Annotated in this window: 12 protein-coding genes; 6 read left to right on the forward strand and 6 right to left on the reverse strand. The window is 66.8% G+C overall.

Annotation, left to right across the window (positions count from 1 at the left end; translation table 11 throughout):
* Positions 1–210 precede the first annotated feature (210 nt).
* The gene (locus tag ACIQLF_RS15480) at positions 211–687 is read left to right on the forward strand and encodes a RidA family protein (protein WP_400300185.1); all 477 of its coding nucleotides are present in this window, start codon (positions 211–213) and stop codon (positions 685–687) included.
* A 22-nt stretch (positions 688–709) separates the two neighbouring features.
* Positions 710–1,660: an NUDIX hydrolase gene (locus ACIQLF_RS15485; RefSeq protein ID WP_400300188.1), complete on the forward strand. Its 951-nt coding sequence runs from the start codon at positions 710–712 to the stop codon at positions 1,658–1,660.
* A 95-nt stretch (positions 1,661–1,755) separates the two neighbouring features.
* Here the strand turns inward: ACIQLF_RS15485 and ACIQLF_RS15490 are convergent, their stop codons facing one another.
* Positions 1,756–2,433, reverse strand: a complete 678-nt coding sequence (locus ACIQLF_RS15490) for a Crp/Fnr family transcriptional regulator (RefSeq protein WP_209999193.1) — start codon at positions 2,431–2,433, stop codon at positions 1,756–1,758.
* Between the two features lie 217 nt (positions 2,434–2,650).
* On the opposite strand from ACIQLF_RS15490, the gene ACIQLF_RS15495 reads away from it, so the two are divergent.
* A complete protein-coding gene (locus ACIQLF_RS15495) occupies positions 2,651–3,826 on the forward strand; it encodes a MarP family serine protease (RefSeq protein ID WP_400300191.1) in 1,176 nt (391 codons plus the stop codon).
* A 12-nt stretch (positions 3,827–3,838) separates the two neighbouring features.
* Here ACIQLF_RS15495 and ACIQLF_RS15500 read toward each other — a convergent pair whose 3' ends face one another.
* From ACIQLF_RS15500 to acs, 4 genes are all read right to left on the reverse strand, one after another.
* Complete coding sequence (locus ACIQLF_RS15500) at positions 3,839–4,852, reverse strand: DUF2332 domain-containing protein (RefSeq protein WP_400300194.1); 1,014 nt, start codon at positions 4,850–4,852, stop codon at positions 3,839–3,841.
* Positions 4,853–4,999: 147 nt separating this feature from the next.
* Positions 5,000–5,305, reverse strand: a complete 306-nt coding sequence (locus tag ACIQLF_RS15505; RefSeq protein ID WP_400300196.1) for an MmcQ/YjbR family DNA-binding protein — start codon at positions 5,303–5,305, stop codon at positions 5,000–5,002.
* A gap of 51 nt (positions 5,306–5,356) precedes the next feature.
* Positions 5,357–5,809, reverse strand: a complete 453-nt coding sequence (aroQ, locus tag ACIQLF_RS15510) for a type II 3-dehydroquinate dehydratase (protein WP_400300198.1) — start codon at positions 5,807–5,809, stop codon at positions 5,357–5,359.
* Between the two features lie 145 nt (positions 5,810–5,954).
* Complete coding sequence (acs, locus tag ACIQLF_RS15515) at positions 5,955–7,937, reverse strand: acetate--CoA ligase (RefSeq protein ID WP_400300200.1); 1,983 nt, start codon at positions 7,935–7,937, stop codon at positions 5,955–5,957.
* A 379-nt stretch (positions 7,938–8,316) separates the two neighbouring features.
* On the opposite strand from acs, the gene ACIQLF_RS15520 reads away from it, so the two are divergent.
* From ACIQLF_RS15520 to ACIQLF_RS15530, 3 genes are read left to right on the forward strand one after another with little or no spacing between them, the layout of a single operon-like run.
* On the forward strand, positions 8,317–9,915 hold the full coding sequence (locus ACIQLF_RS15520; protein ID WP_400300202.1) for a hypothetical protein: 1,599 nt from the start codon (positions 8,317–8,319) through the stop codon (positions 9,913–9,915).
* A gap of 7 nt (positions 9,916–9,922) precedes the next feature.
* Entirely contained in the window at positions 9,923–10,705 is a 783-nt protein-coding gene (gene nth / locus ACIQLF_RS15525) for an endonuclease III (RefSeq protein WP_400300205.1), read from the forward strand.
* Positions 10,702–11,418 (forward strand): NUDIX hydrolase, encoded by a 717-nt coding sequence (locus tag ACIQLF_RS15530; RefSeq protein ID WP_400300208.1) that lies wholly within the window; start codon positions 10,702–10,704, stop codon positions 11,416–11,418. Before nth ends, ACIQLF_RS15530 begins: the two co-directional genes overlap by 4 nt.
* A 27-nt stretch (positions 11,419–11,445) precedes the next feature.
* On the opposite strand, the gene ACIQLF_RS15535 is transcribed toward ACIQLF_RS15530, so the two are convergent.
* Complete coding sequence (locus ACIQLF_RS15535; RefSeq protein WP_400300210.1) at positions 11,446–13,140, reverse strand: bifunctional 3'-5' exonuclease/DNA polymerase; 1,695 nt, start codon at positions 13,138–13,140, stop codon at positions 11,446–11,448.
* Between the last annotated feature and the right edge of the window lie 143 nt (positions 13,141–13,283).

Consider the following 13,283-nt stretch of genomic DNA (forward strand, 5'->3'; position numbering starts at 1 on the left):
CTAGTTTACAAGGACGCGCTAACGTATCGGTTATGACCAAATGGGAGTACGCCACTTTGCCGCTAATTATTCATGCCACGAAGCAGATCCTGGACCAGTGGGGAGAAGACGGTTGGGAGCTTGTTACCGTTGTCCCCGGACCCAATGGAAATGCACCGGTCGCTTATCTGAAGCGCCCCAAGGCCTAAGTACAGAAACGAGAAAAAACCCATGCAAGATCAGACAACTTCAGCAGTAGAGGCACGCCTGGCCGAGCTCGGCTACGAGCTTCCGGCCGTCGCCGCACCCGTTGCTGCCTACGTACCGTCCATGGTCACCGGAAACCTGGTTTACACCTCCGGCCAGCTGCCGTTTATTAACGGCGAACTCACAGCCACCGGCAAAGTCGGCGCAGCCGTATCCGCCGAGGTTGCAGCGGGACAGGCCCAGGTCTGTGCGCTGAACGCGTTGGCTGCGATCAAGGCCGTTATCGGCAACCTTGACCGCATCACCCGCATCGTCAAGGTCGTCGGCTTCGTTTCTTCCGATCCTTCCTTCACCGGCCAGCCGGTCGTCATCAACGGCGCCTCCGAATTCCTCGGTGCTGTTCTGGGCGACAAGGGCGTGCACGCCCGTTCGGCAGTGGGCGTTGCCGCCCTGCCGTTGGACGCGCCGGTCGAAGTTGAACTGATTGCTGAGTTTGAATAATCCGCACGATCCGAGTGGCCCCGTGAACGGTGTACCTGTGGTGAAATCCCAGGTCCCGTCCACGGGGCTCTTGCGTAGGCTTTTTCCACTGCCGCCGACGCAGTACGACGCAGCCGCGAACTGGGTTTCCTATGGCAGCCGCACTCCGCGCGCCACCCGCAGGGCCTCGTCAGTGGTGTTGATTCGCGACTCACCAAACGGCGTGGAGACCTATTTGGGATATCGCCCGGGAGGATCGCCGCTCGGGAGTGTCGCGTTTCCGGGTGGAAGCCTCGAAGCCGGCGACGAGGAAGAGATTCCTTGGTACGGGCCCAGCCTTTCGGAATGGTCCAAACGCCTGGGAATCCTCGACCAGAGGCTGGTGCGGGCACAAATCGTTTGCGCCATCCGCGAGCTCTTCGAGGAAACCGGTGTTCTGCTCGCCGGAACGGATGAGCTGTCAGTGGTCGAGAACTGCGTCAGCGAAGACTGGATGCAAATCCGGGAGGCCGTCGCGGGCCAAGACAAGTCCTTTGTCAGCGTGTTGACCAAGCGCGGGCTGGGCCTGCGGACAGACCTTCTGCGTCCGCTCTCGCACTGGATCTCCCCGAACTTTGCCTTGCGCCGGTTCGACACCCGCTACTTCGCCGCCGCATTGCCGGTGCGCCAGGAACCGTCGCTGCTTCAAGGCAAGGGGGGCTGGGCTGCATGGATGGTTGCGTCGGACGTGCTCGCCTCACGAAACTCAAGCAGCCTCGGGGACACCGCCGGGGCGCCTGATACCGTCGGGCTGCCACTGAGCATGATCACCACGCCGGCGGTTGAAGTCATCCTGGAAAAGATCGCTTCAACGCGGGGAACCGTCGCGTATCTTTCGGTGCGGCGTGAGCTCAAGAGCTACCACCCCGACCTGGTGCAGGTCGGCGATAATTTCTTCTTGGATGTCACCACCACCACCGCAGCCGAAGGCGGCGGAGGCGGCCGCGGGCGCTAGAACTCAAGGTTCCGGTACGCGAGAAGCGCTTAAAGCAATGAGGCGGTGTTTCCCGGAAACCGGGGAAACACCGCCTCATTATTCTGCTGTGGGACTTAGCGTGAGCGCTGGCGCAAACGCTGGATGTCCAAGATCACCACGGCGCGTGCCTCTAGACGCAACCATCCACGCTGCACGAACTCGGCCAAGGCCTTGTTCACGGTTTCGCGCGAGGCGCCAACCAGCTGTGCCAATTCTTCCTGGGTCAGCTCGTGGGCAACCAAGATGCCATCGGTTGCCGGGCGGCCGAAACGGTCGGCCAAATCCAGCAGTGCCTTGGCAACGCGGCCCGGAACGTCCGAGAAGACCAGGTCGGCAAGCGACTCGTTGGTGCGGCGCAGGCGCGAGGCAAGGGCCTGAAGCAACTGAACCGAAACCTCCGGGCTGGTCATGATGACCTTGCGCAGGTTTTCGTGACGCAGGCCAGCGAGGCGAGTCTCGGAGACTGCCGTTGCGGTTGCGTTGCGTGGGCTCGGATCGAACAGTGCCATCTCGCCGAACAACTCGCCCGGGCCGAGTACCGCAATGAGGTTTTCACGACCATCGGAAGAAGTGCGACCCAGCTTGATCTTGCCCGAAACAATGAAGTAGAGCTGGTCGCCCTGATCTCCCTCGCGGAATACCGAAGCACCACGGGACAGATCCACTTCAGTTAGTTCTTCAGTCAATGCAGAGAACACCTCGTCGCCCAATGATGCGAAGAGTGGTGCTCGGCGCAGTACCTCGATGTCCATAAAATCTCCTGTCAACTGTCGTTAGCGCTCATCTAATTGTGCCGTACGGTTTGCCCATGTGACAGCTTCCACACGCATTTTAGGCCTAAATGTGGTTAGAATCGCGGGGAACTGTCAGTCGTGCCAGCTAAACTCTGGACGATAGACAGTTGCCGAATGCCAAGAGATCGAGGCATGCGGCACGTATGAGGGTGGGAGTCCGGACGCAATGTGGGGAATGACGTGGTTGGACCTGATACTCATCATTTCCTTGATCGGCTTTTTGGCCTCTGGCCTGCGTAAAGGCTTCTTTGTCACGCTTGGCGCCATCATTGGCTTCCTGGCCGGCGGCACTGCCGCGTTCTTCGGAATCCCATTGGTCTCCACGTGGGTGACGAACCCCGGGTGGCGCATTTTCTGGGTCGTCGCCTCCGGCGTGGTCTTCATCTTGATCGGCCAGGGCATCGGAATCGCCATTGGCTCCAGAATCCGCTTATGGCTGAACTTCCCGGTATTGAAGTCATTTGACCGCATTCTGGGAGGCGTGGCCAACACAGTGATGGCCTCATTGGTCATTTCCGCCATCGCATTTTCGGCGGCAACCATGGGCATCCCGGGGGTATCCCAGCAGGTTGCCGATTCCAGGGTCATCAGCACCATCCAGGCCTTGACCCCGCAACCCGTCACCAACCTCATCACCACCGCGCGCTCCGCGGTCATGGGACAAACCATCCCCGAGCTCCTGGAACCATTCGCACCCCAGGTTGCGGTGGAGGTCCCGGAGGAGACGTCGCTGAGCGCAGAGGTCAACGCCGCGGCTGGCTCCGTCGTCAAGATCATCGGCACCGCCTACGCCTGCGGTGTCAACCAGTCGGGTTCCGGTTTTGCCGTGGCACCCGAGCGCATCATGACCAACGCCCACGTGGTCGCCGGAATCACCGAACCGTCGGTGACAACCGGGGACGGCCAGGTGCATTCGGCCCGCGTCGTGTACTTCGATTCGGTCTCCGACATCGCCATCCTGGCGGTGCCCGGTTTGGACGTGAAACCCCTCGAACGCGGTCAAGACCTGGAACGCGGCGCAACTGCGGCGTTCCTCGGATTCCCCGGCGGTGGCTCCTTCAAGGCCATGGGTGCAGTCGTCGAATCGTTGAGCACCATTTCCATCCAGAACATCTACGGTGCCGAGCCGGCGCCGCTGCGCATCTACCAGTTGGCGGGCGATGTCGAGCAGGGGAATTCCGGCGGACCGCTCCTTGATTCCAAGGGCCGTGTCGTCGGCATGATCTTCGCCAAGGCCAAGGGCGGCGCCCAGGTCGGCTATGCGCTGGCACTGGAAGAAATCGACAAGGCCTTCATCAACGCCCAGACCTTCCGCGAGCCGGTGCCAACCGGCGCCTGCTCGTCCCACTAGCGACCCCTTCGGCTACGCGCCGGATCCGTTCTCCAGCCAATGGAGCTCGGCGCCGTGCTGGCCGGTGCGTGCCAACGCCACCCCGTCGAGCGCCAGCGTGAAGTAGTTTTGGTCAGCCGCTTCATGGGAACCGCCGGCGGCATCCACGAAGAATATCTCGTTCGACACCCACCTGCAGTCCATGGCCGAAACCTCCGTGGCGAACCGTTTTCTGTCGGCCTCGTCGAGGTACATCAGGACCGCCGAGTGGAAAACCACGGGCACGGAACCCTCCGGCGCGGCGGCAACCAATTCCCCGATGCGGTCATTCAGGTCGCCCTCCACCAAGGTCGGGGCTCCGGCGGTGGAACCGTAGGCGCCGGATTTCAACGTGTGGAGTGTTTCAAGCGCCTCATCGAGCTGCCTGAGCCGTCCCGTTTGGCCGGGCCACACCAGTGCGCGCAACCATTCGACGGTTTCCGGGTCGGTGCCGTCGAGGGGATTCAGGTCCACCCCGGCACGCCAGGCTATCTCCGGCAGTGCGGTGGGCAGCGGAGGATTGCCGGTGGTGCTGCAGTGCAGGAGCGGCGAACCGGTCCCCAGCTGTGGGGCACCGTCGTACGAGTACGAGTACAGGTCCGGAAGCAGGCACAGGCCCGCGGAGGGGCCGACCTCGATGAGCGCCAACGGGCGCCGCTCCTGGGCCGCGATCATGGAGAACAACGGCAGCAGCGTGGCGCAGCGGCCGGCCTCGTTGGTCTGGGTCCGGTGGTCCATGACGATCTCAGCCACCTCCGGCCATCGGGCGATCATGAAGTCCCTGACGCCCTCGAAGTCCGTGTCCCCGCTGCCCAGGTAGCGGGCGGCGGCAAAGACCAGGTTGGGCTGGCGCTTGGGCTCCGGCAATGCGGAAACCAGGGCCACCAGTTCCGGGCTGTCTGCCACGCCCGTTGCCCACTGGACGTAGAGCTCGCTGTGGCCGGGGAACCAGCGGCGCGCATAGTCACGGTAGAGGGATGCGGTGGATTCCGTTGCCTCGGTGCTCACGTTCCTGCCTCACGTCGCCGGATCAAAGGGGTGTCTGCGTTGCCGCATCCGCGTCCAGCTTGGCCCCTGACCACCCCGCGGCACAAGGGGAGGGTCCGGCACGCCGGGTGCAGGCCCGGACCGGGCAACCCCGACACCGGGGGCGAATCAGCGGGTGCCGCCGGCCAGCCGGTGCGACTCGGCCAGCAGCTCGCCGAGCTCCGCCGGGTCGACGCGTTCGAGCCGGACCAGCAGCAGCAACGGGGACCGATCGTGGTGCGGCGTCCAGAAGTAGGTCTCCGGCTCCATGGCCGCGAGCGCTTCACGCTCGCCGGTCTTCACGGTGAGCACGCCGTCCTCCCAGATGCGGGCCATGAGCGTCTTGGCGAACCAGGCGGGGCGTTGCCAGCTCAGTCTCTCGGCGACGCCGGGAAGGCCCAGACATATCCTGCGGACGTCGTCCTCGGTGCTCATGGCCACACTCTACCGAGCCGGCCGGCGCCCGCACAGGGGTCCGTGGCCCGGCTACCGGGAAGCGAGGTGGATGAGCTGCTGCACGCCCAGGGCGTAGCCGTTGACCCCGGCCCCCACGATGATGGCGGCAGCAACGGGCGAAATGTAGGAGTGGTGGCGGAAGGCCTCGCGCTTGTGCACGTTGGAGATGTGGACCTCGATGACGGGCAGTTCGACGCCGGCGATGGCATCGGCCAGCGCGATGGAGGTGTGGGTGTAGGCGCCGGGGTTGAAGACGATTCCTGCGACGTTGCCGCGCGCGGCATGGATGGCGTCGACGAGCACGCCCTCGTGGTTGGACTGCAGGAACTCGACGTCGTACCCGGCGGCGGCGGCGGTGTTCTCGCAGAGGACCCTCACGTCCTCCAGCGTCTCGCTTCCGTAGACTTCCGGTTCCCGGGTGCCCAGGAGGTTCAGGTTGGGCCCGTTGAGGACAAGGATTCTGCGGTTGCTGGATTCGTTCATGGTTCCACTGTAGCCAGCAACCACTGCGCGGGCCCCGATTTCGGCGCCCGTCGCGGCCTTGATGACGGGACGTTAAACGGCAGGGCGGGGCCGGGGGCGGAAAAACCGCCCCGACCCCGCCCTGCCGCGGAACCACTTGGCCAGACTACTTGCGCATCGACTCGGCGATCTGCGTCATCACGGTGTTGTCCGCCAGCGTGGTGGCGTCCCCGACCTCGCGGCCCTCGGCGACGTCCTTGAGCAGGCGGCGCATGATCTTGCCCGAGCGGGTCTTGGGCAGCTCCGGGACCACCAGGATGTGGCGCGGCTTGGCGATCGGGCCGATGTCCTTGCCGACGTGGTTGCGCAGCGTGGCCACGACGTCCTCGCCCACGGGCGGCTCGACCTGCAGGATCACGAACGCGACCACGGCCTCGCCGGTGGTCTCGTCCTTGGCGCCGACCACGGCCGCCTCGGCGACCCACGGGTGGGCGACGAGCGAGGACTCGATCTCCGTGGTGGAGAGTCGGTGGCCCGAGACGTTCATGACGTCATCGACGCGGCCCAGCAGCCAGATGTCGCCGTCCTCGTCCTTCTTGGCGCCGTCGCCGGCGAAGTACATGTTCTCGAAGCGGGACCAGTAGGTCTCCTTGTAGCGGTCCATGTCGCCCCAGATGCCGCGCAGCATGGCGGGCCACGGGTCGCGGATGACCAGGAAGCCGCCCTCGCCGTTGGCGACCGACCGGCCCATTTCGTCGACCACGTCGACGGTGATGCCGGGGACCGCGACCTGGGCCGAGCCCGGCTTGGCCACGGTGATCCCCGGAAGCGGGGCGATCATGTGCGCGCCGGTCTCGGTCTGCCACCAGGTGTCGACGATCGGGGCCGGGTGTTCCTTGCGTTCGCCATTCTTGCCGTTGTTGGTGCCGATGACGTCGCGGTACCACATCCAGGCCTCGGGGTTGATGGATTCGCCCACCGAACCGAGCACGCGCAGCGAGGACAGGTCGAAGGAATCCGGGATGCTCCGGCCCCACTTCATGAACGTGCGGATGGCGGTCGGCGCGGTGTAGAGGATGGTGACGCCGTACTTCTCGACGATCTCCCACCAGCGGCCCTGGTGCGGGGAATCCGGGGTGCCCTCGTACATGACCTGGGTGGCGCCGTTGATGAGCGGCGCGTAGGTGACGTAGGAGTGTCCGGTGACCCAGCCGATGTCCGCGGTGCACCAGAACACGTCGGACTCGGGGTGCAGGTCGAAGGTGTCGCGGTGGGTGACGGCGGCCTGGGTGAGGTAGCCGCCGGTGGTGTGGACGATGCCCTTGGGCTTGCCGGTGGTGCCGGAGGTGTAGAGCACGAACAGCGGGTGCTCCGAGTCGTGGCCGACCGCTGTGTGTTCGACCGGTGCGGTCTCGACGACTTCGTGCCACCACTTGTCCAGGGGAGTCCACGCGACGTCCTCGCCGTTGCGCTTGACCACCAGGACGTTCTGCACGGTGTGGCCCTCCTTGGCCAGCGCCTCGTCGACGGCCGGCTTCAGGGCCGAGGGCTTGCCTCGGCGCCAGGTGCCGTCGGCCGTGACGACCAGCTTGGCCTCGGCGTCGTCGACGCGGGAGCGCAGGGCGTCGGCGGAGAAGCCGCCGAAGACGACCGAGTGGATGGCGCCGATGCGGGCGCAGGCCAGCATGGTGATGACGGCCTCGGGGATCATCGGCAGGTAGACCGCCACGCGGTCGCCCTTGGCCACGCCGAGGGACTCGAAGGCGTTGGCGGCCTGCTTGACCGCCGTCGTGAGCTGCGCGTAGGTGTAGGAGCGGGTGTCGCCCGGCTCGCCCTCGAAGTGGATGGCCACGCGGTCGCCGAGGCCGTTTTCCACGTGGCGGTCCAGCGCGTTGTAGGCGGCGTTGACCTTGCCGCCGACGAACCACTTGGCCACGGGGGCCTCGGACCAGTCGAGGGTTTCGGTGAAGTCGGTGTCCCAGGTGAGGGTGTTGCGGGCCTGGTCGGCCCAGTAGCCCAGACGGTCGACCTTGGCGGCCTCGTACTGTTCCGGCTTGGCAATCGAATTCGCCACGAACTCTGCGCTTGGGGCGAACGAGCGGGTCTCGTGAGAGAGGTTATCGAGCGTGGGGATATGGGTTTCCGGCACCGGAGAGTCCTTCCAACAACAGGGGTTTGCTTGTGAGTCAGGTTACAGCCACCCACGAGGGCCGGGTGTGGCCCGTCACAATTATGACAGCCGGGGGTGGCGTTTGTGCGCCAAGCGGTAGCATTGCGCGCCAAGTGGCTGCCGGGTTCCCGCAGTTGGCGAAGCCCCGGCCCGGGAGCGCGGACCCGCCTTTTTTCCGACACCTCCGGCGGAGCGGTGGCCAACGGCGGAAGAACCGCAGGCTGCGCGGATAGGCTGTAGAAAGACCACCCGGCGGCGGCCGAAACAAATTGCAACTCTGGTGTTTGGCCCGGAGTCGGGGTGGTTGACTGGCAGCAACGATGAACAGAAGCGGGGTCCTCAGATGGAACAGGTGCACTTGGGAACACAAGACGGCAGTGCTACGACGAAGGTGAAGGGTCTGGTTGGGCCGTTAACGCTGCGTGACACCGTCGTTGTCGTCGGCGCGGTGCTGGTGCTGGCCGGCTCGCTGCTTCCGATTTCCTGGACCAAGGCGATTTCGGTGAACATGTGGATCTTCCCCGGCTTGCCGTTCCACCTGATCGTCACCCTGCTGTTGCCGTTGGGCGTTGGCGCGGGCTTTGCCTGGCGCCGGTTCACCAAGCGCACCAGGGTGCGTGTTGGATCGCTGAGCCTTGACCAGTTCGGGTCGATCATTTCGTTGATTTCTGCCGCGTACTTCTTCAACTCCTACGTTGCGACGATGGCCCCTGCCTTCCTGCTGGGCTTTGTCGGTGCGTTGGCCATGCTTTGCGGCACCACCCTGGCCCGCTACTTCGGGGCGTTCCGCACGGATTTTGTTCCCGGGGACGAGGCAGTGATCTCCAACGACATACGCCCCGTGGCCGTGGCCGCATCGAAGGCCGCTTCCGCCGCCGCGGCGGCAACCTCCGCATCCGAGGACTCCTTCGAGGGATTCGGCGCCAGCAGCGATCCCGGGTCGAAGCAGTCCAAGCCGGTTGTTCCGATGACGGCACGCGCCTCGAACCCGGTATCGTCCGTTGACACGCAGCCGGCCAACGACGAACCTGCCGCCGCCTCACCGGCCGCGTCCGCCGGCGTTGCCGTCGGTGCCGCTGCCGCTGCCGCAGCGGCACCCATGGCCGGAACGGCGGCCCCGGCGGAAACGACCTCCGAGGCCCAGGAGAAGCCGGTCATCGACGAGCCGTCCGCCGCGGAACTCGAAGCCGAAGCACCCGAAGCCGAGTCGCGCGCATCCGAGGTGCCCGGGGATTCCTCGGCCGAGGCCCCCGTCGCGTCGGACCTGAAGCAGGAAAACAGCGGAGCCGGCGAACCAGCTGCCGCCGCCAATGCCTTCGACCAGCCCGCGGCCAAGAACGAGGCCGCATCCTCGGCGTTTGACGACGTCGTGAACAAGGCAGTGAACAAAGCGGTGAACAAGGCCGCGAATGAACCGGCGGCCGCTTCCAAGGTGGCTGCGCCGGAGACCAACGAGCCCGCGGATTCCGCCTTCCCGGAAGTCAGCCTGGTGCAGCAGGACGCCGAAGCCGAGCCGGCAGCCACGGGCTTGATCCCGTCGGCGGCCCCGGACCTCTCGCGGGAAGATGCCCCTAAGACGGACGATCTGGCCGCCCCTGCCACCTCGGCAAACCCCGTTGCCCCGGCGGCGCACAACGCCACTGCGGCACTGTCCCGCGACGAGCTCGCCGCACAGATGAAAAAGGCAGCCGCCAGCCAGAAGGCACGCGAAGACGAGCCCTTCGGAGCCCGCTCGGACGCGGTTGCCGAAGAGCCCGAAGCCAGCAGCTTCTGGTTTGCGCTGAACCAGCCGCGTCCCGTCTTCGACCCGACGAGCGGCGCACGGATCACCACGCTGCAGCCCGGCGTCTGGATCCTCTGCCTTGAGGACCGCGGGCAGGACTACCTGGTCAACCTCGACGGGGACCGCCCGGCGGTGCTGCGCGAGCTGGACAACCTGCAATTCCCGGAAAAGTAGCCTTGTGATGCGTGACGAGAGCGCCCTGGGCCTCAAGCGCCGGGCCCGGAAGATCAACCGGGTGCTCGCCGAAACCTACCCGTACGCGGTCGCCGAACTCGACTTCGGCAACGCGTTCGAGATGCTCGTCGCGACGGTGCTCTCCGCGCAAACCACCGACGTGCGGGTCAACGCGATCACCCCGGCGCTCTTCGCCAGGTACCCGGACGCGCTGGCGATGAGCCAGGCCCGGCCCGAGGAACTCCAGGAGCTCATCCGCCCCACCGGGTTCTTCCGCGCCAAGGCGAACTCGCTGCTGGCCTTGTCCACCCGGATCGTCGACGAGTACGACGGGGTGGTGCCCGGCCGGCTCGAGGACCTGGTGACGCTGGCCGGGGTGGGACGCAAGACCGCCAACGTGGTGCTCGGCAACGCCTTCGGGGTCCCCGGCATCACCGTCGACACGCACTTCATGCGGCTGGCCCGCCGCTTCGGCTGGACCGAGGAGAGCGACCCGGTGAAGATCGAACACGAGGTCGGCGCGCTCTTCGAACCCAAGGACTGGACGATGCTCAGCCACCGGGTGGTGTTCCACGGGCGCCGGGTCTGCCACTCGCGCAAGCCGGCCTGCGGGGCCTGCCCGTTGACCACGCTGTGCCCGTCCTACGGGGAGGGCGAGACCGATGAGGCCAAGGCCGTGAAGCTGCTGAAGTACGAGCTGGCTCCGGGACGCGAGGTCCTGCTGGAGAAGATGCGCGCCGGTGCCACGCGCCGCGAGCTGCGGGCCCAGGGATACGGATTGGAAGCATGAGCGTACGCGAAGAACTTTTGGCGCTGATCGAGCGAAAGGCCAACCCGGCGCATGCCGTGGCCGGGGCCGCCACCAAGATGCCCAACAACTGGGTGTTCAAGGAGATCGACGCCGACAGGGCGAAGCAGGCCGCGGTGCTGATCCTCTTCGGCCGTCTCGACGACGTGCCGGCGACCAGCCAGGTCCCGTCCGTCCACGAGGACCTGGACGTGCTTTTCGTGACCCGGGCGGACACCCTGCGCAAGCACGCGGGCCAGGTGGCCTTCCCCGGCGGCAAGATCGACCCCGAGGACACGGACGCGATTGCCGCGGCCGTGCGGGAGGCTGAGGAGGAAACCGGGCTGGACCCGGACGGCGTGGAGATCCTGGGCGTGCTGCCCGACGCCGAGCTGCCGGTCTCGAATTTCATCGTCACCCCCGTGGTGGGCTGGTGGCACGCGCCCTCGGATGTCTTTGCCGTCGACCCCGCCGAGTCATCCACTGTCTTCCGCGCCCCGGTGGCCGACCTCCTTGACCCTGCGAACCGGGTCACCGCCGTGGTCGAGCGCTTCGGGTCCCGCTTCAGCGCCCCGGCGTTCGACGTGGAGGGCGGATTCATTTGGGGTTTCACGGCCATCGTGCTGGACCGCATGTTCAACGACCTGGGCTGGACGGTGCCGTGGGACGGTACCCGCGAGGTGTTCGTCGAGGCCGTCCGGGGAAAGTCCTCCTAGCCCCGGTGCCGGCCCGGCGGGAAACCGCTATTTGGCCTGGTCGTAGGAATCCACGACGACGGCGGTGACCGGGAAGTCCACGGGGATCGGCCCGAAGAGCAGGTCCGCGGCGGCCTTCGCCGATTCGTGGACCAGCCCGACGACCGTCCCTGCCTGTTCGGCAGGCACGTGGAGCATGATTTCGTCGTGCAGGAAAAAGACGAGCGAGCCCAGGTCGGTGCCCGCGGCGGCCCCCGCGCGCAGCCGGCGGCGCAGCTCGCCCATCCAGCACAGCGCCCATTCTGCGGCCGTCGACTGGACGATGAAGTTCCGGGTGAAGCGGCCCCGGCTGCGGGCCTCGGACAGCGCGGCGCGTGCCGATTCCTCCGAATCCGCGCGTTTCTGTGCGCGCAGCCAAGCCTCGGAGGCCGGCGGAGTGCCGCGGCCCAGGAACGACGAGACGTCCGCCCCGGCTTCGCCCTGCTGGGCTGCCCATTCGACCAGGCCCACGGCGCGCGGGTAGGTGGCCTTCAGCTTGGGCATCAGCCGCCCGGACTCGCCGGTGGTGGCCCCGTACATCGCCCCGAGCATCGCGACCTTGGCGTGGGCGCGGTCGCCGCCGAAGCCGGCGTCGGCAATGCCCCGGTACAGGTCCTTGCCGCGGGCCGCGGCCGCCAGCGCGGTGTCCCGGGACAGCGCCGCCAGGATGCGCGGCTCCAGCTGGGCGGCATCGGCGACGACCAGGACCATGCCCGGGTCCGCCCGCACGGCCGAGCGCACCTGGTGCGGGATCTGCAGCGCCCCGCCGCCGTGCGAGGCCCAGCGGCCGGTCACGACCCCGCCGACCACGTACTCGGGCCGGAAGCGCCCGTCCCTGACCCAGCGGTCGACCCAGGCGTAGCCGTTGGCGCTGGCCAGCCGAGCGATCTTCTTGTAGGCGAGCAGCGGTTCGATCACCGGGTGCTTGAGCTCGGTCAGTTCCCAGGCCCTGGTGTTGGTCACTGAGATTCCCGCCTGGTTCATGGCGCGCAGCAGTTCCTGCGGGGAATCTGGGTTCAGGGCGGGGGCGCCGAGCAGCTCGCGGATCTGCACCGCGAGCTGCTCCATGTTCGGCGGGCGCACCCCGGCCGGGACGCGCGGGCCCAGGGCCTCCTCAAGCAGCTGGTGGTGCACCGCGACGTCCCAGGGGACCCCGGCGTGGGTCATTTCCGCGCCGATCAGCGCGCCCGCGGACTCGGCGGCGATGAGCAGGCCCAGCCGCCTGCCGCGCTCGTCATCGGCCATGGCGGCGCGCTGGGCCAGGAACTCGGCAAGCAGGTTTTCCAGTGCGCCGGAATCGTCCTTGGGCTCGGAGAAAAGCTCGCCCTGGTTTTCGGCCACGCGCGCCGGCGGCAGCAGGTGGGCCGGGGCCAGCGTGGAGGGGTCCGGTTCCCGGCGCAGCGCGGCCACGTAGTCGCTCGGCACCGCGTGCGGGGCGTTGCGCAGGATGTTGCGGGTCAACGTGAGGTCGTGGGCACGGTTGACCCGGACCCCGGCGGCCAGCAGCCCCGGGTACCAGGCATGCACCGAGTCGAAGACCCAGCGCGGGGAGCGTGATTCGAGTTCCGCAACAACCCGGGCCAGGCCGTCGCCGTAGACCTGCACCGGGGGCAGCAGCGCGGTGCCGTCGGCGTCGACGAGCTGCACCAGCGCCGTGGCGGCACCGGCCTCTTGGTCCGGCTGGGAGATGGCGTGGGTTGCCACGATCGCGAATTGTTGCACGCTACATTCTCGCAGTTGGCTGCCACGGCTTGGGACGTCGCGGGAGAAACGGGGGAGGGCGCGGCGCGGCCGCGACTTCCCCGCACAGGGCGCCCGGCGTTGCGCGCGGGTGCACAGGGTGTGCG

Origin of the sequence: Paeniglutamicibacter sp. NPDC091659 (assembly GCF_044756805.1) — a bacterium.
In the GTDB taxonomy this organism is placed as follows: Bacteria; Actinomycetota; Actinomycetes; order Actinomycetales; family Micrococcaceae; genus Paeniglutamicibacter.

Bases quoted from the DNA above. Each gene is read 5' to 3' on its own strand.
- ACIQLF_RS15480 (WP_400300185.1), top strand. From the start codon at position 211: ATGCAAGATCAGACAACTTCAGCAGTAGAGGCACGCCTGGCCGAGCTC.
- ACIQLF_RS15490 (WP_209999193.1), bottom strand. From the start codon at position 2,433: ATGGACATCGAGGTACTGCGCCGAGCACCACTCTTCGCATCATTGGGC.
- nth (WP_400300205.1), top strand. From the start codon at position 9,923: ATGCGTGACGAGAGCGCCCTGGGCCTCAAGCGCCGGGCCCGGAAGATC.
- aroQ (WP_400300198.1), bottom strand. From the start codon at position 5,809: ATGAACGAATCCAGCAACCGCAGAATCCTTGTCCTCAACGGGCCCAAC.
- ACIQLF_RS15505 (WP_400300196.1), bottom strand. From the start codon at position 5,305: ATGAGCACCGAGGACGACGTCCGCAGGATATGTCTGGGCCTTCCCGGC.
- ACIQLF_RS15530 (WP_400300208.1), top strand. From the start codon at position 10,702: ATGAGCGTACGCGAAGAACTTTTGGCGCTGATCGAGCGAAAGGCCAAC.
- ACIQLF_RS15495 (WP_400300191.1), top strand. From the start codon at position 2,651: ATGACGTGGTTGGACCTGATACTCATCATTTCCTTGATCGGCTTTTTG.